16 protein-coding genes are annotated in these 20,393 nt (G+C 44.1%); 12 read left to right on the top strand and 4 right to left on the bottom strand.

What is annotated here, in order from left to right; genetic code table 11:
• The first annotated feature begins 225 nt into the window (after nt 1-225).
• The 5 genes from ACK1U4_RS10085 (at nt 226) to ACK1U4_RS10065 (ending at nt 7,767) form a co-directional block, all read left to right on the top strand.
• Nucleotides 226-1,797 (top strand): SWIM zinc finger family protein, encoded by a 1,572-nt coding sequence (locus ACK1U4_RS10085; RefSeq protein WP_419401435.1) that lies wholly within the window; start codon nt 226-228, stop codon nt 1,795-1,797.
• Complete coding sequence (locus ACK1U4_RS10080) at nt 1,785-3,137, top strand: hypothetical protein (RefSeq protein WP_419401436.1); 1,353 nt, start codon at nt 1,785-1,787, stop codon at nt 3,135-3,137. The genes ACK1U4_RS10085 and ACK1U4_RS10080 overlap by 13 nt, the downstream gene beginning before the upstream one ends.
• A 13-nt stretch (nt 3,138-3,150) precedes the next feature.
• Nucleotides 3,151-3,882, top strand: a complete 732-nt coding sequence (locus ACK1U4_RS10075) for a hypothetical protein (protein ID WP_419401437.1) — start codon at nt 3,151-3,153, stop codon at nt 3,880-3,882.
• Between the two features lie 39 nt (nt 3,883-3,921).
• Entirely contained in the window at nt 3,922-5,010 is a 1,089-nt protein-coding gene (locus ACK1U4_RS10070) for an ATP-binding protein (RefSeq protein ID WP_419401438.1), read from the top strand.
• 117 nt (nt 5,011-5,127) lie between these two features.
• Complete coding sequence (locus tag ACK1U4_RS10065; protein WP_419401439.1) at nt 5,128-7,767, top strand: DUF5682 family protein; 2,640 nt, start codon at nt 5,128-5,130, stop codon at nt 7,765-7,767.
• Nucleotides 7,768-8,009: 242 nt separating this feature from the next.
• Here the strand turns inward: ACK1U4_RS10065 and ACK1U4_RS10060 are convergent, their stop codons facing one another.
• Nucleotides 8,010-8,510 carry an REP-associated tyrosine transposase gene (locus ACK1U4_RS10060; protein ID WP_419401440.1) on the bottom strand — a complete coding sequence of 167 codons (501 nt, stop codon included), beginning with the start codon at nt 8,508-8,510 and terminating at the stop codon, nt 8,010-8,012.
• Between the two features lie 351 nt (nt 8,511-8,861).
• Between ACK1U4_RS10060 and ACK1U4_RS10055 the strand changes: the two genes are divergently transcribed.
• Entirely contained in the window at nt 8,862-10,049 is a 1,188-nt protein-coding gene (locus tag ACK1U4_RS10055; RefSeq protein ID WP_419401441.1) for a VWA domain-containing protein, read from the top strand.
• 236 nt (nt 10,050-10,285) lie between these two features.
• Here the strand turns inward: ACK1U4_RS10055 and ACK1U4_RS10050 are convergent, their stop codons facing one another.
• Nucleotides 10,286-10,732: a GatB/YqeY domain-containing protein gene (locus tag ACK1U4_RS10050; RefSeq protein ID WP_419401442.1), complete on the bottom strand. Its 447-nt coding sequence runs from the start codon at nt 10,730-10,732 to the stop codon at nt 10,286-10,288.
• Between the two features lie 108 nt (nt 10,733-10,840).
• Nucleotides 10,841-11,056, bottom strand: a complete 216-nt coding sequence (gene rpsU, locus ACK1U4_RS10045) for a 30S ribosomal protein S21 (protein WP_419401443.1) — start codon at nt 11,054-11,056, stop codon at nt 10,841-10,843.
• Between the two features lie 471 nt (nt 11,057-11,527).
• Here rpsU and ACK1U4_RS10040 point away from each other — a divergent pair, with 471 nt between their 5' ends.
• The 6 genes from ACK1U4_RS10040 to ACK1U4_RS10015 all read left to right on the top strand — a co-directional run bounded on the left by ACK1U4_RS10040 (nt 11,528) and on the right by ACK1U4_RS10015 (nt 18,495).
• Nucleotides 11,528-12,019 carry a c-type cytochrome gene (locus ACK1U4_RS10040; protein WP_419401444.1) on the top strand — a complete coding sequence of 164 codons (492 nt, stop codon included), beginning with the start codon at nt 11,528-11,530 and terminating at the stop codon, nt 12,017-12,019.
• 137 nt (nt 12,020-12,156) lie between these two features.
• Entirely contained in the window at nt 12,157-12,633 is a 477-nt protein-coding gene (gene ybaK / locus ACK1U4_RS10035) for a Cys-tRNA(Pro) deacylase (RefSeq protein ID WP_419401445.1), read from the top strand.
• 273 nt (nt 12,634-12,906) lie between these two features.
• Nucleotides 12,907-13,281: a 5-carboxymethyl-2-hydroxymuconate Delta-isomerase gene (locus ACK1U4_RS10030; protein ID WP_419401446.1), complete on the top strand. Its 375-nt coding sequence runs from the start codon at nt 12,907-12,909 to the stop codon at nt 13,279-13,281.
• 248 nt (nt 13,282-13,529) lie between these two features.
• Nucleotides 13,530-15,677 carry a fatty acid oxidation complex subunit alpha FadB gene (gene fadB, locus ACK1U4_RS10025; RefSeq protein WP_419401447.1) on the top strand — a complete coding sequence of 716 codons (2,148 nt, stop codon included), beginning with the start codon at nt 13,530-13,532 and terminating at the stop codon, nt 15,675-15,677.
• A 127-nt stretch (nt 15,678-15,804) separates the two neighbouring features.
• Nucleotides 15,805-16,977 carry an acetyl-CoA C-acyltransferase FadA gene (fadA, locus tag ACK1U4_RS10020; protein ID WP_419401448.1) on the top strand — a complete coding sequence of 391 codons (1,173 nt, stop codon included), beginning with the start codon at nt 15,805-15,807 and terminating at the stop codon, nt 16,975-16,977.
• Nucleotides 16,978-17,178: 201 nt separating this feature from the next.
• The gene (locus ACK1U4_RS10015) at nt 17,179-18,495 is read left to right on the top strand and encodes a hemolysin family protein (RefSeq protein ID WP_419401449.1); all 1,317 of its coding nucleotides are present in this window, start codon (nt 17,179-17,181) and stop codon (nt 18,493-18,495) included.
• Between the two features lie 381 nt (nt 18,496-18,876).
• Here ACK1U4_RS10015 and pepD read toward each other — a convergent pair whose 3' ends face one another.
• On the bottom strand, nt 18,877-20,379 hold the full coding sequence (gene pepD, locus ACK1U4_RS10010) for a beta-Ala-His dipeptidase (RefSeq protein ID WP_419401450.1): 1,503 nt from the start codon (nt 20,377-20,379) through the stop codon (nt 18,877-18,879).
• Nucleotides 20,380-20,393: the final 14 nt, after the last annotated feature.

The raw sequence follows: 20,393 nt of genomic DNA, 5'->3' as shown, positions 1-20,393 counted from the left end.
TCGCCCATGTGAGAGTAGGTCATCGTCAACACCCTCTTAAGTAAACCCCCACTCAGTCGAGTGGGGGTTTTTGCTTTGCTCGTTATTTTATAAATTGATTTTATACGACAAATAATGTCGTATGGTTTTGTTCTAGCCATTGCCAAAGTCCTTTTTTTCGGCTTTAATAGGGAAATTCGCCAACCATAAAATCAAACACAAAACCTCACGATAAAAGGGAACATCATGAGCTTGACCCTTGAAGCCATCCAAACGCTTGCCCCTGACCAATCCTCATACGATTCTGCCAAAAAACTGCTAAAACCTGCCAAATGGTCTGCCCAAGGCGGTGCAGATAATTTAAACCTTATTTGGGCAAATTGCCAAGGCTCTGGCTCAAACCCCTATTACACGGTCGTTGATGTCAATGACCACGGCTACAAATGCACCTGCCCCTCTCGCAAATTCCCCTGTAAACACGCTTTAGCCCTCATGCTGATGTATGTCAATGATGCCAGTCAATTTACCCAAACCACCCCACCGACTTGGGTCAGTGATTGGCTTGGCAGACGGCGAAAAACCAGCAAAACGGCTACTACCCAAGCCGAAGCAACCAGTAGCAACAGTAATAGCAAAGCGAAAGTCACCGATTCGCCAATCATTGACAGCGAGCCGACTTTATCCGCCGAAGAACTTGCCAAAAAACAAGCCACACAAGTCAAACGAGCCGAGAAACTCAAAGCTGACACCGATTCCGCCATTCAAGCAGGGCTTACCGAGTTTGAACAGTGGTTACAAGACCAATGCCGTATGGGATTTGGGGCGTTGATTGACAATGCCAGTAGCAAATGCCGTCAAATCTCCGCTCGCCTCAATGATGCCAAAGCCACAGGATTTGCCAGTCGCATTGATGAAATCCCTGCAACCCTTGCCAACTGCCCCAAAGCCGAACAAGTGCATTATCTGGTACAAGCATTTGGGCGGTTGGTGCTACTATCGCAAGCGTGGCAAACCAACCCCAACGACCCAGATGCTCGCAGGGCAATGACCAGTGGTGAAAGCAAAGATAAAGTATTAGAAAATCCAAACGCCCTAAAATTACAAGGCATTTGGCAAAATATTGGCGAAATCAGCGAAGTACGAAAAGACGGTTTAATTAGCTATGCTACTTGGCTAGTGCGGTTAGCCGACCCAAATAACCTTGAACCCAATATTCCCCAATTTGCGTTGTTGCTCGACTACCAACACCCCAGTGCAGGCAAACGCCAAACAGGGCTAGGCTTTGGTAATTATATGGTGGGTGAGTTGTGTTTTTATCCCAGTCGTATCCCCTTGCGTGGCTTTTTTTTACAGCAAGAAACTATCAGCACTTTGGTAGATGAAGCATTTAACACAACGACTGACAATCAAGCAACCCCAAATAATACGTCAAATGCTGTCGCTTTATCAGCGATTGAGCCTTTAATTTATCCGTCATCTGCTTTATCATTTAATCAATCGCCAACACAAGCTTTGGCAACCCAGCCACTAATAACACAATATCAGGCATGGCTTGGCAAAATGCCTTGGTTAGAGGTGATGCCGTATGCCCTACCCAAAGGACGAGTGGTGAAAGTCGCCAAAGGCGAATATTGGTGGCTGACGGTGGAAAGTGAAATGGATGAGCAAAAGCATTGGCTACGACTAAGTAACGATAACATTGCCGATTTGGTATTAGGCAGTGAGCTTGCCACAGGGTTTGTGTTGTGGGATGGGTTAAAAGGGCAGTTGTTAAGCGTAGTGAGTGAGCAATGGGGGTTGTTGTCATGTCAGAACTAAATACAATACAAACAACCGTGACGGACGATTTTAACAAACTTGAGCGTCTGTATAGCCGTTGGTTAGTGGGCGATGGCGGTTTGTTGAATATCAATGATGTGCCGAGTGATTTTGCCCCTGTTTTGACAAATGTGGCTGAACCTAAAAAATCGCTGGTTGCCCTTGCGATTGCCAGTCAATATCAAGCGATGATGCTACAACATCCATTATCAACTAATGAGAATAACAGTGCATTGGCAATAGACCCCAATTCAATGCAACCGTTACCTATTTTACCGAGCCTTGACTTGCCATTTATCCCGAGCAAATTTAGCTATCTCAACAGGGAGATAGTCGCACGATTTAAAAAACAGCGTGGGCAGATGTATGTGCTAAGAAAAGAGCAATTATTTTTACAATTCTTGGCGTATCGAGGATTTGTATTATTGCCACAACATGGCTTGGAAATAATTAATCAGTTTAGAGATACGACCAGTATTCATGTGGTGTATTCACCGTGGATTCAATGGCTAGGTAAAGAGGTTTCATCGAGTACCAATAACGCTACACAAGCGGTTAAGTCAGTGAAGTCTGCCAAAAAAAACAAGTTATCCAATAGCAGTCAAGACAATGAAGCAGATGACAGCCTAACACTTGCCCAAGAATTAAAAGATTATTTTCATCTAAAAACCAAAAGAGAAGATAAAAGCCAATCTTTAATCCCAAAAAAGTTGGCGAGTGATAAATTAATGGCTTTGCGAGGCGAGCGATTAAAGCAAGTAGATTTAAATGATTTTGCCGAAGTATTTGGCTTGAGTTTGGCACAACTCATTGAAGTGTGGCATTTTGAGAACTTTGAGAACCTACACACGAGTATCGATTTGAATACTATTTTAATCGAAAATATGGCGGTTAATTTGCCAGATGTGTATTTACCAGCGATTACCAACAAGCTGTGTGACTATATCATTAGCATGGAAAATGGGGCAAGATTGTACTATCTATCCTATCTTTGGTCACGATTTGATGAGCAAACAATCCAAGCGATAATAGCTCGGTTATTTTATGAAGCTGATATTGCGTATGAAAAACTGGCTTCATTATTAAACGGCAAGCCTTTATTGGTTACAGATAAGGAAAAAATCCAACAATCCGCTCGTTGGCAGGCAATCATCCAATATATCAAAGAATCTACTGATGATGATGCAAGATATCAATGGAGAACGGATGATTTGGAATATTTGGGTATGATGTTGCCACAGCCATTGGCAGAGTGGGCATATCAAACATTGGTTGATAAAGGGATACCAAAATTTGACCCTGTTTTGTCTGTATTAGACCTTAATCGACAATTAAAATAAAAGGAAGCATAAAATGGCGAAATTAAAAAAGACCTTGCCGAAGAATTTTAGGGATTTAATTGTTGCTCAAGATTGGGATACGTTAAAACAAGAACTTTTACAATGCGAAGTTAATGCTTATGAACGTGGCGGTATTGAGCATATTTTATTCGCCACAGCTAAAGACTTCGGTACACATCATTTATCAACTGACATGATTCAATGGATTTTAGAACAAAATAACTATGATTTTAGTAATGAATTTTGGCAAAAGTTATTTAAATTTTATCTTTATGGAACTGAAGATGTCGCAACTGTTGAGCTGATTTTAAATGCTAAGAAGGATTTAATTCGCAATAAAGCGTTATCGACATTCTCATACTACAATATTTTAACAAATCCTAAACTTTTAGCGTGCTTATTAGAATATGGGGCAAAAGTACAATTGGATGATGAGCCTTATTCTGAACCACTTTATAATATGCTAAGTGGAGCAGATTTTATGGATAGTGAAAAAGATGGTATTACGCTAATGAATATCATCGTTGTATTGGATGAAAGTGAAAATATTTTTACAGCGATTAAAACCCTAATTGCAAATGGGGCGAACCCAAAAGCACCCAAAATTGAAGAAAGAATGCTAAGTATTTACCACAAGTTTTACAAAGCTCGCTCAGATAACTTCTTTTCTACACTTGCATTACAGGAACGCATGGAACAGTTTTCATCCAAACTTTATGAACTGATGCAATTTGAACCGCAATAATTTTAGCCATATTTACCAAATTCAAAAAGGAACACCCAAATGACCGACATATTACGCCAACCTGCCGAAATCATCTACCAACACGAACTTGACGCACTCAAACGAGATGACGCAGACAACCCCACCCAAAAACCCACTAACTGGCATCTCTCCCCCCAAGCAGTCGTCAAATACCTGATGGGCGGTACAACCAGCGATGGCACAGTCATCAGCGAAAAATATGTCGGCAACCGCAGACTCATCGAAACCGCAGTCGCCACCCTCGCCACCGACCGAGCCTTGCTACTGCTAGGCGTACCTGGCACGGCAAAGTCATGGGTATCCGAACACCTGTCCGCAGGGATTTCAGGCGATAGCACCCGAGTGATTCAATGTACCGCAGGCACGGATGAAAACCAAGTCCGCTACGGCTGGAACTACGCCCAACTGCTCGCCAAAGGTCCTAGCCGTGAGGCACTTGTGCCGACCCCCTTATACCGTGCGATGGAGCAAGGCACGCTATGTCGGCTAGAGGAACTCACTCGCATGGGGTCGGATGTGCAGGATACTTTGATTACCATTTTGTCCGAAAAAATGCTCCCAATTCCAGAGCTAAACGATGCCGTATTTGCCAAAAAAGGCTTTAACATCATCGCCACCGCCAACAACCGTGACAAAGGCGTGAATGAACTGTCTTCCGCTCTCAAACGCCGTTTTAACGTGGTGGTGTTGCCATTGCCTGATGACATGAGCGAAGAAATCCGCATTGTCGCTCGCCGTGTCAGCGAAATGGGCGAAAACTTGCAATTGCCTGTACCGACCAATGCCATTAGCGAAATCGAAAAAGTCGTTACCATGTTCCGAGAATTGCGTGGGGGCGAAACCTTAGACGGCAAAATCGCTCTAAAATCCCCCACAGGCAACCTGTCCACCGCCGAAGCAATCGCCGTGATGGTGGGTAGTTTGAGCCAAGCCAATTGGTTTGGTAATGGGGAATTGTCTGCCGAAACTATTAGCAGTAACCTTGTGGGGGCGATTGTCAAAGACCCTGTGCAAGACAAAGCGGTACTTGAAGAATACCTCGAAACGGTACTCAAAAAACGCAAAGACTACGCCCAATTTTATCATCATTTGAATGATGTTTTATAAATTGGATTGCATAATCGTAGGGGCGTATTGTATACGCCCAAATTACCAGTTTTTTCTATAGGGCGTATGCAATACGCCTCTACAACAAATTTTAGAAAAAATAAAAAAGGGATAACTGTGTCATCCACCAAAACCCCCACTTCCAAGACCTATTACCTCGGTATTCGTCATCATGGCGTTGGTTCAGCCACTCGTCTGCTTTCGGTACTCGATGCCCTCAAGCCCACCAAAGTGCTGATTGAAGGGGCGAGTGATTGTAGCGACTTATTGCCCCTACTCGCTCACCATCAGATGAAACCGCCTGTCGCATTGTTGGCGTATGCCACCGAATCGCCCGATTTGCATTTTTATTATCCATTTACCGAATTTTCGCCAGAATACCAAGCCACGCTATGGGCGGTGAAGCATCATGTGGAAGTGGCGTTTATTGATTTGCCTGTGTCGGTCAAATTGGCAAAAAATCTGCTTGAAATTGAGCAATTTAAAGAACAACAAGCCTTAAAACATGATAAACAAAATGACCAGCAAAACGACAAGCAAGGTAAAAGCGAAACTGAACAGCAAATTGGACAAACAAACGATACTCCCCACGATGTCGGCTTTGACGAATCGCCCCAACTAGCGGAACAACAGCCGTTAAGCGATGATGATAAATTTGCGTTGCAACTGTCGCATGACCCCATTGGCATTTTGGCGAATTTGGCAGGTTATGAAGACGGCGAAGACTGGTGGAATGATATTATTGAACAAACTTATCCAAACTCATCTAATAGCCATTTGAGACCAAACCCAAAAGACCCAAAAGACTTAGTAGCGAGGAAAACGAGCGAAGATAGTACATCTAGTACAGCAAGCGAGTTTGACGAAGCTAATGTGACTTTTGGGGAAGGTATCAGACAGGATTTAGCCGTGTTTAACGCTGTCGCCAACGCCATGTTATCGCTACGCCAACGCCTTATCGACTATGGCGACATCACCGAATCGGACAACGAACGTGAAGCCTATATGCGTCAGCAAATCGCCAGTGTTCAAAAGTCCGCCAATGATGATGAGGTGATTGTGGTGGTGTGTGGGGCGTGGCACGTGCCTGCGTTAGACCCCACTTTGGCAAAACAATTAACCGACAAAGATGGCAAGGCTATCAATTTCACCGCCAAAACCGACACCGCCATTATCAAAAATTTACCCAAAAAACTTGCACCGTCCAAGGTCAAAACCACATGGATTCCGTGGACATCGCCCCGTTTGGCAAGTCAATCTGGCTATGGGGCAGGCGTGAAGTCGCCGATGTGGTATTTGCACCTATGGCAAAGCCGTGACCGCCACGACCACGCCGAACATTGGCTTGCCAAAGTCGCCCAAGCGTTGCGAGAGCAAGGGCAGGTCATCTCTACCGCCTCCGTCATCGAAGCGGTACGCCTTAGCCAAAGCCTTGCCAGTGTGCGACAGCGTCCGTCTGTGGGCTTTGAAGAATTGACCGAAAGTGCCATTGCTTGCCTGTGTTTTGGTGAGCCGATTTTGTGGCGACAAATCGAAGCGTCATTGTTATTGGGTAATCAAGTGGGGCAAATCCCAGACGATATGCCGTTAGCCCCTTTGCTTGAAGACTTGCAACGCCTACAAAAGCAAACCAAACTCGCCCCAGAAAGCCTTGCCAAAGAAATTTCGCTCGATTTACGCAGTGACGCAGGGCTAAAAAAATCGCAGTTATTGCACCGTTTGCGGATTTTGGGGGTAAATTGGGGCAAGTTACTCGATAGCGGTAGCAGTCGTGGCACGTTCCGAGAAAAATGGCTATTAGAATGGCAACCTGAATTTTCCGTTGAACTGGTGGAAAACCTTGTGTATGGCAACACCATTGAGCAAGCGTCTAACAACAAACTTGCCGAAACCATGACCAACACCCAGCAGTTAAGCCGACTGGTGAGCGATGTGCAACTGGCACTGCAAGCCAATTTGCCCCATGCCACCGACACAGGGCTTGGGCGACTGGGCGTACTTGCCAACCAAACCGATAGCACCGATGAGTTATTAAGCAGTTTATCGCCCTTGATTCACCTAGAACGCTACGGCACAGCTCGCACGATGGCATTGGAGCAAGTGGGCGAATTGGTACGCCAACTCACTATCAAAGTCGCTATCGCCTTGCCGTATGCCATTCGCCAAATTGACAATGACATCGCCGAACGCTATCACACGCTCATCAAAGACACGCACCACGCCTTGCTATTGGGCGAGTTGGATGACGATGTGATGGCTGTGTGGTGGCAAGCGATGGGCGATATTGCACATGGTTTGTTGGGTAAAAACCAAGCTACGCACACGCATAGTCTGTTAATTGGGCTGTGTAATCGTCTGCTATATCAAGCCGAAAAAATCGATAATCAATCGCTTGAAGACACTTTGCAAAGGGCGTTATCCCCTGCCATTGCCACCGCAGAATCGGCTCAGTTTTTTGCAGGGTTTTTTCAAGGGGCAACGCAAACTTTACTGTTTGATGAAGTGTTACTGGGCGTAGTCAAGCAATGGCTGATTGGGTTAAATGGTGAGGAATTTGTTGAGTATTTGCCATTATTCCGCCGTGTGTTTGCAGGTCTGGATGCCCTTGAACGCAAGCATTTGTTAGAGCGAGTGACGCAAGGCAAACAACGCCAAACAGGCTATACGCCAAATGCTGAGGCTTATCCGCTATGGCAAAAGCAATTGGGCGTGCTTGAAAAACTGTTCAATGGGGAACAAAATTGGGTGGATGGTTAAGTAATAGCTTATGGCGTATAACGTAGGTTGGGTTGAGCTTGCGAAACCCAACATTAGAAATATGGATGTTGGTTAATGTTGAGTTTTATCCTTTGCCCGAACCCACAATGATTGTGACAATAAAATTTGGTGAACAATGAAATAATGGTTTGTAGGTTGGGTTGAGCTTGCGAAACCCAACTTCATCAATAACTTACGTTGGGTCTCATACTTCGACCCAACCTACAGCAACCCCATTACACTTAACCAAACCAATCGATTGGCAAATCACCACGAGCGACAAATAGATGAAACGAAGAAAATTCCCAGTCTTTAACTTGCGTGACTAGCCCATGTTTGACAGGGTTAAGATGAATATAATTGATGTGAGCAAGATAGTCTTGCTCATTACGAATACAATGTTCCCAAAAACGGCGTTGCCATATACCACGTTCTTGTTTTCTTTGGCGACTTTTGGAAATTACCTCATGTTCTTGTATTTCTAAAGCATGAGAAAAGTAATATTTTATCAGACGAATGCGAATTGAATAATCCGCATTGTCCGCTGGCAACGTCCATAATGTATGGATATGGTCTGGCAAAACCACGATGGCATCAATGTGAAAAGGGTGATTATCTTTTACCGTTTTGAAAGCCGTGCGTAAAAGGTCAATGTTTTGAACGAGCAAATCACTGCGTCTATCAGCTAGATTAATGGTGAAAAAATAGGTTGCTCCATGCTGATAGAATCTACGATATTGCATATCTTTCAAAATTTGATGTTTGATTGATGATTATAGTGGCAATGAGAAAATTTACCAATTTAATTTTATTGGAAATGTAATAACCGTAGGTTGGGTTGAGCCTGCGAAACCCAACATTAAAAATATGGATATTGGTTAAACTGTTGGGTCTCATACTTCGACCCAACCTACCATGATTATGATAAGAAAGAACAATGGAACTATGTTTAATAACGTAGGTTGGGTTGAGCCTGCGAAACCCAACATCAAAAATATGGATATTGGTTAAATTTGTTGGGTCTCATACTTCGACCCAACCTACGACCTAAAACAACAAGCGATATTTTTGCTTAAATCTGAATGAGAAAAACAATGCAAACGACTGACATAAATGACCCTAACGAACAATCTCGCCGATGGCAATTGGTGCTAGGGGTCGATGACGACAACCAAAGCCTTGGTGAACGTGACCAACGCCTATCCCAAGCCCTATCCGCCCTTTACGGTGACGGACAGGACGATAAAAAAGGGCGTGGAGGCTTAGGTCGCTCCGCCCCCAAAGTTGCCAAATGGCTCGGTGATATCCGTGAGTTTTTTCCAAGCTCAGTCGTCCAAGTCGTGCAGAAAGATGCCTTTGACCGCTTGGGTCTTAAGCAAATGCTCCTTGAACCTGAGTTTTTGGCAGTGATGGAAGCCGATGTGCATCTCGTTGCCGACCTTGTCAGCCTACGTTCCGCCATGCCAGAAAAAACCCTTGATACCGCTCGTGAGGTCATCAAAAAGGTGGTGGATGAACTGATGAAACGCCTTGAGCAAAAAACCACCGAAGCCATTCGTGGGGCAGTCAATAAATCCAAACGTACCTTTCGCCCACGCTTTAATGATATCGACTGGTCACGCACCATTGGGGCGAATTTACGCCATTATCAAGCCGAGCATCAGACCATTGTCCCCGAAAAATTGGTGGGATTTTTACGCCAAAACCGCCGTATGACCGACCTTGACGAAGTGATTTTGTGCGTTGACCAATCGGGCAGTATGGCAAGCTCGGTGGTGTATAGTGCGATTTTTGGGGCAGTGATGGCATCCATTCCTAGCGTCAAAACCAAACTGGTATGCTTTGATACCGCCATTGTTGATTTGACGGAAGATTTAAAAGACCCTGTCAGCGTGCTGTTTGGGGTGCGGTTGGGCGGTGGTACGGACATCAATCAAGCAGTCGCCTACTGTGCCAATAAAATCGAACAGCCGTCCAAGACGCATTTGATTTTGATTACAGATTTATATGAGGGTGGTAATCAGCAAGAATTGATAGGGCGAATTGCAACGCTTAAAAAACAAGGCGTGAATGTGATTACGCTACTGGCATTGAGCGATGATGGCAAACCTGCGTATGATGCGAATTTGGCAGGGATTTTTGCCAGTATGGAATGCCCTGTGTTTGCCTGTACGCCTGACCAATTCCCAGACCTGATGGCAACAGCATTGAAGCGAGAAGATATTTTGGCATGGGCATCCGACCAAGGCATTAAGGCGGTGAGGGATAACCAATTAGCTTGAAAAACGTTCAATATGATATAGCCATAGAAATTATTTTTTGGTACGCAAACCGCTCGCCCTGAGCCTGTCGAAGGGTCGGTTTCCGCTATGGTTCGACAAGCTCACCACGAACGGAAATGTGCCAATTTTAATATAGATGTTGGCTTTACATGGTACTTTTAACTCACCTTACAAAAGGGGCGTATACAATACGCCCCTACCAAAATACCTTATTGTGAATTTGATGTTTGTGCCAATCAAGCCAATTTTGCTTTGACCAATTTAGAAATTAACGCTGGGTCAGCACGTCCTGCGGTTTGGGCTTTTAGGGCATTCATTACGCTACCCATTTGTTGCATGCCTGTCGCCCCTTGCTTGGCGATTTCGGCTTCTACCAACACCACCACTTCATCTTCGCTCATGGCTTGGGGTAAAAATTCGCTGATGATATCAATTTCAAATTGTTCTTTTTGAGCCAAGTCTTCACGCCCATTGGCGGTAAAAATTGCCAATGACTCTTGACGTTGTTTGGTTTGTTTTTGCAAAATTTCTAATACACCTGCATCGTCAAGCTCGATTTGGCGGTCGATTTCGATTTGTTTGATGACCGCTTGCACATTGCGTAGCACTTTGACTTTTTCAAGTTCACGGGCTTTCATGGCGGTTTTGACGGTTTCGGTTAAGGTGTTTTTTAAGGCACTCATGGGTTACTCCTTGTTATTGATATGATGATAAAAAAGCCACTTAAAAAAGTGGCTTTATTCGTCTTAATAGGTCATATTTCACAAAAGGAATAATAGACCTTGATTATATTAGTAAAGACGAGTGGTGCGGACTGAATCACGTGACATTTTCTTTTTGTAACGTTTTACCGCAGCCGCTTTTTTGCGTTTACGTTCTTGGGTTGGTTTTTCATAAAACTCGTGTTTACGTACGTCTGCCAAGATGCCTGCTTTTTCACAAGCACGTTTGAAACGGCGGATAGCGATATCAACTGGTTCGTTCTCTTTTACCTTTACTGCTGGCATGAAGACTCCTTAAGTCTAGCTGTTAGTTCAGCGAATTTAATGGGCAAGGGACATTAATCTGGCTGTATAGGTCGTTATTAGCCTTGCTGACCCACGCAAGACATCAGCTCAGATTAGGAAAACAAAAATAGGCGTGAATTTTATCCAAAAACCATATTAAAGTCAAGATTTTTATGCACAATTCGTATAAAATTGTTCGTTATCCATACTGCCCAACCAATACCCTTACTTAGATAAATGATATTGTGTGAAAACCTGTGTTAGAATACTGTCACAATACCAAGAAAGTGCTATAATGCACGTAAGTAAGTAACAAACGTACAGTTGCAGGTAGCCAAATACTTGCCGATTGTTGATGCCAACCATTTATTGTGAGTGGTTTTTGTTAGTATTAACAATCTGTTGGGCTAGTAACATCGCTGACCAAGCAATAGCATATTTGAATAGATTCAAACATTTGAGGAATAGATGATGGCACTGTTAAACACCAAATCTGCCGTTTTATTGGCAAGCGTATTGATGAGCATGACGGCTTGTAGCAAGCACGAATCTGCCGAACATAAACCTACCGAAGAAATCGCCGCCGAACAAGGCGAAATCGCTCGTGCCAATAACCCAGCCCCTGTATCAAAAGAAAAAGCGACCCCAACCGCTCAAATGACCACCGCTCCAGCAAGTAGTGCCATGACAGCCACTGCGACTGCAGGTGGGGCAAATGCAGGCGAGGCATTATATGCTAGCACTTGTAAAACGTGCCATGAAACAGGCTTGATGGGGGCTCCGAAATTTGGCGATAAAGCATCATGGTCACCTCGTATCGCTCAAGGCAAAGATACCCTATATAAGCACGCTATTGAAGGTTTTACAGGTAAAAACGGTGTTATGCCACCAAAAGGTGGTAGCACGGCTTCAGATGCGGATGTTAAATCAGCCGTGGATTACATGGTATCTAAAAATAGCTAATAATTGGCATCGCAATTTTTTAACAATGTTTTAAATTGTAATGTTATCGACCAGTCGCCCTGTGCTGACTGGTTTTTTTTGGCAAAAATTTGCATAATGGGTAGGATTTTAGGTTTGTTTGCTATTGAGAAAATACCATGACCCCTGCCATTAATATTGCCAAAAAATTAAAGCTAAATTTCCAAATCCATGAGTATCAACACGACCCCAACAGCGACAGCTATGGACTAGAGGCTGCCGAAAAAATGGGCGTTGACCCTGCAAGGGTGTTTAAGACCTTGGTGGTGGCAGATGAGCATGGCAAATTGGCAGTGGCAGTGGCAGTCGTGCCTGTCGAGCATCGGCTCAATCTCAAAAAAATCGCCAAAGCCGTAGGGCTAAAAAAGATGGACATGGCAGACCCAAAACTGGTGGAGCGTACTACTGGCTATGTGTTGGGCGGTGTCAGTCCGTTGGGTCAGAAAAAACGCTTGCCCACGGTGATTGATATCACTGCCAAAGATTTGGTGACCATGTTTTGTAGTGCAGGACGGCGAGGGCTAGAGATTGAATTAAGTCCGCAGGATTTGGCAAATGCCCTTGGGGCGAGTTTTGTCGAGATTACGCAGGATTGATGATGCACCTTATAATATAATCGAATTTGTTTATCATGTGGTTGAGGAAAAATTAGCTGAAACAAAAGCAAATGATTAACTAAAAATCCCCCTAAATCCCCCTTTTCCAAAGGGGGACTTTTGCCTAAAAATAAATTGGTGAATAGGGCGAAATCTAATCTTTTTTAGAGAGAGGTTTTTACCCTTAAACCAAATCTATGCACAGGACAAAGCCCCCTCTTTTGCAAAGAGGGGGTTGGGGGAGATTTCACAATCTACAATAGGAATAAAGTCATGCCCCATCTTATCATTGAAACCAGTCGAAATATTGAGTTAAAACAACCAACTGCCTTATTGTCCACGCTGAATCAAGCCTTATTTGATACAGGACATTTTACCCCTGCAACTGCCATCAAGGCTCGTTGGCACAAAGCGGACGCTGAGTGTATTGGGTTAGAGCCACACAGCCATCAGGCTTTTATTGCTGTGACTTTGTATTTGGTCAAAGGGCGAAGCGAGGCGTTAAAGAGCCAATTTTGCCAATTGATAGCAGATAATATTGCTCAACATTTGATGCAGGTCGAAAGCCACATTCATTTGACAGGGCAACTACAAATCACCGTCAATGCGATAGAATTGGCGGATAGTTATGTCAAACGAATCGTTTAACCCAATCGGCTGACACATGATGGCTGGCAAGATTATGACTAGATAGTCATTTGAGTTTGGCAAAATCGCCCTCAATCATAACCTATAAGTATAGTAAACTAGCCACGATTGAAATTAACCACTCAACCGCTTTGTTTTTTGTTGTTTTAAAGATGCTTTTGCGTATTTTTTAAGGCAGTTGCTTTGCACATGGACTTAGGTATCTTTATACAATTCCATAAATCTTTTCACAAATCAAGGAGTTATCCATGATATACCAAGGAAATAACATTAGCGTCACTTTGCTTGAAGATGGCATTGCGAAGCTAAATTACGATAATAAAACCGACAGCGTCAATAAATTTGACCAAGCGACTGTCAAAGAGTTTGGCGAAGCGGTCACATCCCTAGAAAATGCCAAAGATGTAAAAGGTGTTATCGTCACTTCTGGCAAAAAAGTCTTTATCGCAGGGGCGGATATCACTGAATTTGTTGAGTCGTTCAAAAAAGACGAAGCTGACATCGCCAAATGGGTGTTGGATATCAACCAAATTTTTAACCGTTTTGAAGATTTACCCTTCCCTAAAGTCGCTGCCATCAATGGGGCTGCGATGGGTGGCGGTTGTGAGATGACCTTGGTGTGTGACTACCGTGTGATGAGCGACAAAGCCGTGATTGCGTTGCCAGAAACCCAATTGGGTATTTTCCCTGGCTTCGGTGGTTCGGTGCGTTTGCCTCGTATCATTGGTGTGGACAATGCCCTTGAAATCATCGCTGGCGGTGCGACACAAAAACCTGATGCAGCATTGAAAGTAGGTATGGTCGATGCAGTGGTATCAGCAGATAGCCTTGAACAATCAGCGATTGATTTGGTCAAAAAAGCTATCAAAGGCGACCTAAACTGGAAAGCTCGCCATGCTGAAAAAATCAACCCAATTACCCTTAATCAACTTGAACAAGCGATGGCGTTCAATTCTGCCAAAGGCGTATTGTTCTCAAAAGCCAATCCTGCTCAATACCCAGCCCCAAAAATTGCGTTAGAAGCGATTGAAAAACACGTGAATTTACCACGTGATAAAGCCATCGAAGTGGAGTCTTCTGCCTTTGCTAAAGCTGCCAAAACCCCACAAGCTGCCAGCCTTGTTGGTCTATTCTTAAACGACCAAGCCGTCAAAAAAATGGCAAAACAACACAGTGCCAAAGCTCACGAAATCAAAGAAGCTGCCGTATTGGGAGCAGGTATCATGGGCGGTGGTATCGCTTATCAATCCGCCTCAAAAGGCTTGCCAATCATCATGAAAGACATCAAGTCAGAACAGCTTGATTTGGGTATGTCGGAAGCCACCAAACACCTAGCCAGCGGTATGGCTCGTGGTAAAGTGACAGGCGAGCAAATGGGCAAAACCTTAAGCCTAATTCGCCCAACCTTGAACTATGGCGACTTTGGTGCAACGGACATTGTCATTGAAGCCGTTGTCGAAAATCCAAAAGTCAAACATGCTGTGTTAAAAGAAGTCGAAGGTTTGGTGAAAAAAGATGCCATCTTAGCATCAAATACTTCAACTATTTCAATTACTTACTTGGCTTCTGTACTAGAACGCCCAGAAAACTTCGTGGGTATGCACTTTTTTAACCCAGTGCATAAAATGCCATTGGTTGAAGTTATCCGTGGCGAAAAATCATCTGATGAAGCGATTGCCACCACCGTTGCTCTAGCAGAACGTATGGGTAAAGTGCCAGTTGTCGTCAATGATTGCCCTGGTTTCTTGGTAAACCGTGTGTTATTCCCTTATTTTGGGGCGTTTGACTTGTTGCTAAAACAAGGGGCAGACTTCCAACAAATCGATAAAGTCATGGAAAAATTCGGCTGGCCGATGGGCCCTGCTTACCTCATTGACGTGGTTGGCTTAGATACAGGGGTACACGGTGCAGAAGTGATGGCAGATGGCTTCCCAGACCGCATGAAACCTGACTACAAAGGCAGTATTCAAGCCTTGTTTGAAGCCAACCGTTTGGGTCAAAAAAATGGCGTGGGCTTCTATAAATATGAAGTCGACAAAAAAGGTAAACCTGCCAAAAAAGCTGACCCAGCGACCCTAGACGTGCTAAAAGCAGTCGTTGACGCACCAAAAGCCTTTGACGACCAAGAAATCGTTGACCGTATGATGGTTGCCTTGTGTAATGAAACGGTACGTTGCCTAGAAGATAACATCGTAGCCACCCCTGCCGAAGCGGATATGGCGATGATTATGGGTATTGGTTTCCCACCGTTCCGTGGTGGCCCATGCCGTTATATCGACCAAGTTGGCGTGGCTGAATACGTGGCATTGTGCGATAAATATGCCCATCTTGGCAAAGCCTACGAAGCCCCACAAATGCTTCGTGACATGGCACAAAATGGCAAAACGTTTTATTAATGAAAAATCCTCCCCCAACCCCTCCTTTAGATAAAGGAGGGGAGAAGTCCCCCTTTGAAAAAGGGGGATTTAGGGGGATTAAAATTCGATTAATTCATACAAATTAATAAGTTTTTAAGGAATAAAAATGACTACACTAAGTCCAAAAGATGTGGTAATTGTCGATGGCGTGCGTACCGCCATGGGTAAATCCAAAAACGGTATGTTTCGTAACGTGCGTGCCGACAGTATGTCAGCCCAGCTTGTTAAAGCGTTGGTTGAACGCAATCCGTTTGATACCAAACTGGTTGAAGACGTGATTTGGGGCTGTGTTAACCAAACTCTAGAGCAAGGCATGAACATCGGTCGCAATATTGGTCTATTGGCTGATATTCCAAAAACCGCAGGTGGACAAACCGTTAACCGTCTATGTGGCTCATCAATGCAAGCCCTACACACCGCTGCTGCCCAAATTATGACTAATCAAGGTGATGTATTCATCATCGGTGGCGTGGAACACATGGGACACGTTGGCATGATGCACGGTATCGACCTCAACCCAGAAGCCTCAAAGCACTACGCCAAAGCCTCAAATATGATGGGCTTGACCGCAGAAATGCTCGGTCGTATGAACAATATCAGCCGTGCTGAACAAGATGCGTTTGGTGTTGAATCGCACCGCCGTGCATGGGAAGCGACCCAACAAGGTCGTTTTGACAAAGAAATCATCGGTATCGAAGGACATGACGAAGCAGGTAATTTACAGCTTTGCACCATTGACGAAGTGATTCGTCCAGATGCTAACCTTGAAGCATTCCAAGCATTACGCCCTGTATTTGACCCCAAAGGTGGTACAGTGACGGCAGCGACTTCATCTGCCCTATCTGATGGTGCGTCTGCGATGCTCATCATGTCTGCTCAAAAAGCCAAAGATTTGGGCTTGACCCCTCGTGCAAGAATCCGCTCAATGGCAGTGGCTGGTTGTGATGCCGCTATCATGGGTTATGGTCCTGTCCCTGCTACCCAAAAAGCCCTAAAACGTGCAGGCATGAGCCTTGAAGATATCCAAACCATCGAGCTAAACGAAGCCTTTGCTGCTCAAGGTTTGTCAGTGTTAAAAGGTCTAAACTTACAAGACCGTTTGGATATCGTCAACTTAAATGGTGGTGCGATTGCGTTGGGTCATCCATTGGGCTGTTCGGGTGCGAGAATTACCACTACGCTACTAAACGTCATGGAACAACAAGACACCCAAATCGGTCTTGCCACCATGTGTATCGGTCTTGGTCAAGGTATTGCGACCATTATTGAACGTGTGTAATTTGTATTATTGGGAAGATTGTTTTCATTATTATTCCCCCAAAAATCCTCAATCCTGTATTGGGGATTTTTTATGCAGTTTAAAAAAATGTTGTAAAATTTAACAGAGAATTATGCTAGATTATGCTAATGTAGTGAGATACTACGATTATTAACCAACTTTATTTTAATTTATTTTAAAAAACTATCAACACGGTGTCTCGTGGATTTATTGCAAAACATATTGATTATCACGGTTTTGATTGCTTTGGCAGGGTTTTTATCTTTGTCCGAAATCGCCCTTGCTGGGGCAAGAAAAATCAAACTCAAACTAATGGCAGAGGCAGGCGATGAGCGTGCCGATAAAGTGCTAACTTTACAAAGTCATTCTGCCGATTTTTTGGCTTCCTCACAAATTGGGCTAAATGCCATCGCCATTTTGGGTGGTATCTTGGGCGAGGGGGCGTTTCGACCCTATTTTGCCAAACTGATTGCTCCTTTTTATACAGGTGAAATGCTCGAAACCATTTCGTTTGTACTGTCGTTTACCTTTGTCACCTTGTCATTTATTTTATTTGCCGATTTGATTCCCAAACGCCTTGCCATGATTGCTCCAGAGCGTGTGGCAGTGGCGGTGATTAAGCCGATTTCATGGTTTGTTATGCTGTGTAAGCCATTGGCGTGGCTACTTAATATGCTGTCAAATATGATTTTTCGGATTTTAAAAATTAACACTATCCGAGATGATAATATCACCTTTGATGACATTTCTGCAGTGGTGGATGCAGGGGCTCAGGCGGGCGTGTTACTTAAACAAGAACATCATTTTATCGAAAATGTATTTGAGCTAGAAGAACGCAATGTACCATCGAGTATGACCACTCGTGAAGATGTGGTGTATTTTACCTTGGGGGAGTCAGCCGAAAGTATTCAACAAAAGATTGCTGATTATCCATATTCTAAATTTTTGGTGTGTAATGAAAATATTGACCATGTTATCGGTTATGTGGATACCAAAGACATTCTGGTCAAAATTTTAAGCAATAAATCCCAATTATTATTGAATGAAACCACCATTCGTAATGTGTTAATCGTGCCTGATGCGTTGACGTTGTCCGAGCTACTTGACCGCTTTCGAGCCAGTAAAGAAAAATTTGCCGTGGTGATGAACGAATATGCTCTCGTGGTGGGCGTGATTACCCTGTCGGACATTATGATGACGGTGATGGGTGATTGGGTCGCACCAATGGAAGATGAACAGCAAATCATCCAACGTGATGAGCATTCATGGCTGATTGATGGCATTACCCCCATCGAGGATGTAAAGCATGCCTTGGATATTGAAGACTTCCCAGAATGGGATAATTATGAAACCTTGGCAGGGTTTATGATGTATAAATTACGAAAAATCCCACGTCCTGCTGATTTTGTCGAGCATCATGGTTATAAATTTGAAGTGGTGGATATCGACCATCATAAAATCGACCAGTTGCTTGTGACACGTTATTTGACGGATACACCCATTCAAGTTGAGGGGTAACAATATAAATTTTGGTAGGGGTGGAATGCTTAAGTCCTATTTATCGTCATTTAATTTCAGAATAGTGCATTTCAGTTCCGTGGGTTACGCCTAACCCACGCTATGATTTGTCTTATACCAAATCCAAAAGTTAAAGTCGTAGGGGCGTAATGCTTACGCCCTGTTTAAGATTTCACATATTGGGCTTATGCAATAAGCCCCTACAATAACCTAAACTTGGGATAAGAAGTATTAACATTTTACCTATAATCCCCCTAAATCCCCCTTTTTCAAAGGGGGACTTGCCCACAGTTTTAGTCTAAGTTATGGGGGTATAGCCCCCTCTTTCGTAAAGAGGGGGTTGGGGGAGATTGAAGAAAATCATTTTGCGAGTTCTAAGTTTTACTCTTTAGGAATTTGCTTTAACAATTGCAATAAAACTTCCCATGTTTTTGCCACACTGTCGATTTCCACTCGTTCTTTGGGTGAGTGAGCCGAGCGGATATTCGGTCCAAATGAAATCATATCCAAGGCTTTATTGGGTGAACGTCCGCTTAAAATCCCACATTCTAACCCTGCATGAATGACTTCCACGGTCGGCTCTTTGCCAAAAACTTGTTGCATAATTGGTTTGGTTTGATTGAGCAAATAGGAGCTTGAGGCAGGCTTCCATCCAGGGTAATCATCGCTCGCCCGAAAACTTATCCCTGCCAAACGTGCCAAGGCGGATAGGGCTTGGCTGATGTCGTCTTTTGGTGTTTCTGCCAATGAACGCATCAAGCATTGCATCTCAAATTTGCCTGCTTCTTTATTTGCCTCAAGCGTGATAACCCCTGTACTGATAGAGCTTTCGACCACATCAAAATCATCGCTCATGCGAAAGACCCCATTTGGCACACTGCGAATCACATCCAAGACTTTTTGGGTGTCATTTAGGCTGAGGATTGAGGGGTTTTCTAATGTCACTGGCTCGATGGTGATGGCAAAATTCGGTTCGGTATGGCGATATTCTTCAGCAATGATGGCTTGTTGTTGCTCGATGAATGGGGTAATCACGGCTAAATCCGCTAATACCACGGCGGTGGCATCACGAGTGATGACATTGCGTAACTGACCGCCTTTAAACTGTTGTAAATAAAAGGCTGACTGTTCAAACGCATTTGCCAACACACGAGCCAACACCAAATTGGCATTGGCAAACCCTTTATGGATATCAATGCCTGAATGTCCGCCGTGCAAGCCACTGACGTTGATTTGGACGAGTGATAAATTGGCATTGTTAACGCTGTCGAGCGATTGGGTGGTAAAATCATGGCTAAATGTGGCATCACGACCGCCTGCACAGCCGACAAACATCGCCCCTTCGTCTTCTGAATCAAGGTTAATCAGATATGGCACATCGAGCCATGTTGGGCTTAATGCCATGACCCCACCCATGCCCGTTTCTTCTTCGGCAGTAATTACCAAACTGAGCGGTGGGTGAGCGATATCGTCACTAAACGCCACCGCAAGCCCCATCGCCAATCCAATGCCATTATCCGCCCCAAGGGTGGTGTCATTTGCCCAAACCCAGCCATCTTTGATAACGGTTTGGATGGGGTCATTGATAAAGTCGTGGGTCGAGGTCGCCCCTTTTTGGGCGACCATATCATAATGGGCTTGTAATGCTACGGTGGCGTGGTCTTGCATACCGTGCGTCCCTGCTTTTTGGATGCGTACATTGCCTTTTGCATCAATTTCTGCAGTCAATCCATAGGCTTTGCCTTCGGTGTTGGCTTTATTGACCAATAATTCACCCAATGGGCGTTCGCTAAAAGTCGGATGAGGGACATCACAAATTTGAGCAAACCATTGCCAAACACGAGTTGGTTCTAATTGGCGAATATGATTATTTATCGAAGTCATTTTATTTTCCTTTA

Source organism: Moraxella sp. TY6, from assembly GCF_048551375.1.
In the GTDB taxonomy this organism is placed as follows: Bacteria; Pseudomonadota; Gammaproteobacteria; order Pseudomonadales; family Moraxellaceae; genus Faucicola.
The sequence above is the reverse complement of the archived record's forward strand: the minus strand, read 5'-3'. Positions and strand labels throughout refer to the sequence as shown.

What these genes read in the sequence shown, in the direction of transcription:
- ACK1U4_RS10030 (WP_419401446.1), top strand. Translation starts at nt 12,907, where the DNA reads ATGCCCCATCTTATCATTGAAACCAGTCGAAATATTGAGTTAAAACAA.
- ACK1U4_RS10075 (WP_419401437.1), top strand. Translation starts at nt 3,151, where the DNA reads ATGGCGAAATTAAAAAAGACCTTGCCGAAGAATTTTAGGGATTTAATT.
- rpsU (WP_419401443.1), bottom strand. Translation starts at nt 11,056, where the DNA reads ATGCCAGCAGTAAAGGTAAAAGAGAACGAACCAGTTGATATCGCTATC.
- ACK1U4_RS10060 (WP_419401440.1), bottom strand. Translation starts at nt 8,510, where the DNA reads ATGCAATATCGTAGATTCTATCAGCATGGAGCAACCTATTTTTTCACC.
- ybaK (WP_419401445.1), top strand. Translation starts at nt 12,157, where the DNA reads ATGACCCCTGCCATTAATATTGCCAAAAAATTAAAGCTAAATTTCCAA.
- pepD (WP_419401450.1), bottom strand. Translation starts at nt 20,379, where the DNA reads ATGACTTCGATAAATAATCATATTCGCCAATTAGAACCAACTCGTGTT.
- ACK1U4_RS10055 (WP_419401441.1), top strand. Translation starts at nt 8,862, where the DNA reads ATGCAAACGACTGACATAAATGACCCTAACGAACAATCTCGCCGATGG.
- ACK1U4_RS10050 (WP_419401442.1), bottom strand. Translation starts at nt 10,732, where the DNA reads ATGAGTGCCTTAAAAAACACCTTAACCGAAACCGTCAAAACCGCCATG.
- fadB (WP_419401447.1), top strand. Translation starts at nt 13,530, where the DNA reads ATGATATACCAAGGAAATAACATTAGCGTCACTTTGCTTGAAGATGGC.
- ACK1U4_RS10080 (WP_419401436.1), top strand. Translation starts at nt 1,785, where the DNA reads ATGTCAGAACTAAATACAATACAAACAACCGTGACGGACGATTTTAAC.
- ACK1U4_RS10085 (WP_419401435.1), top strand. Translation starts at nt 226, where the DNA reads ATGAGCTTGACCCTTGAAGCCATCCAAACGCTTGCCCCTGACCAATCC.
- ACK1U4_RS10040 (WP_419401444.1), top strand. Translation starts at nt 11,528, where the DNA reads ATGGCACTGTTAAACACCAAATCTGCCGTTTTATTGGCAAGCGTATTG.
- fadA (WP_419401448.1), top strand. Translation starts at nt 15,805, where the DNA reads ATGACTACACTAAGTCCAAAAGATGTGGTAATTGTCGATGGCGTGCGT.
- ACK1U4_RS10070 (WP_419401438.1), top strand. Translation starts at nt 3,922, where the DNA reads ATGACCGACATATTACGCCAACCTGCCGAAATCATCTACCAACACGAA.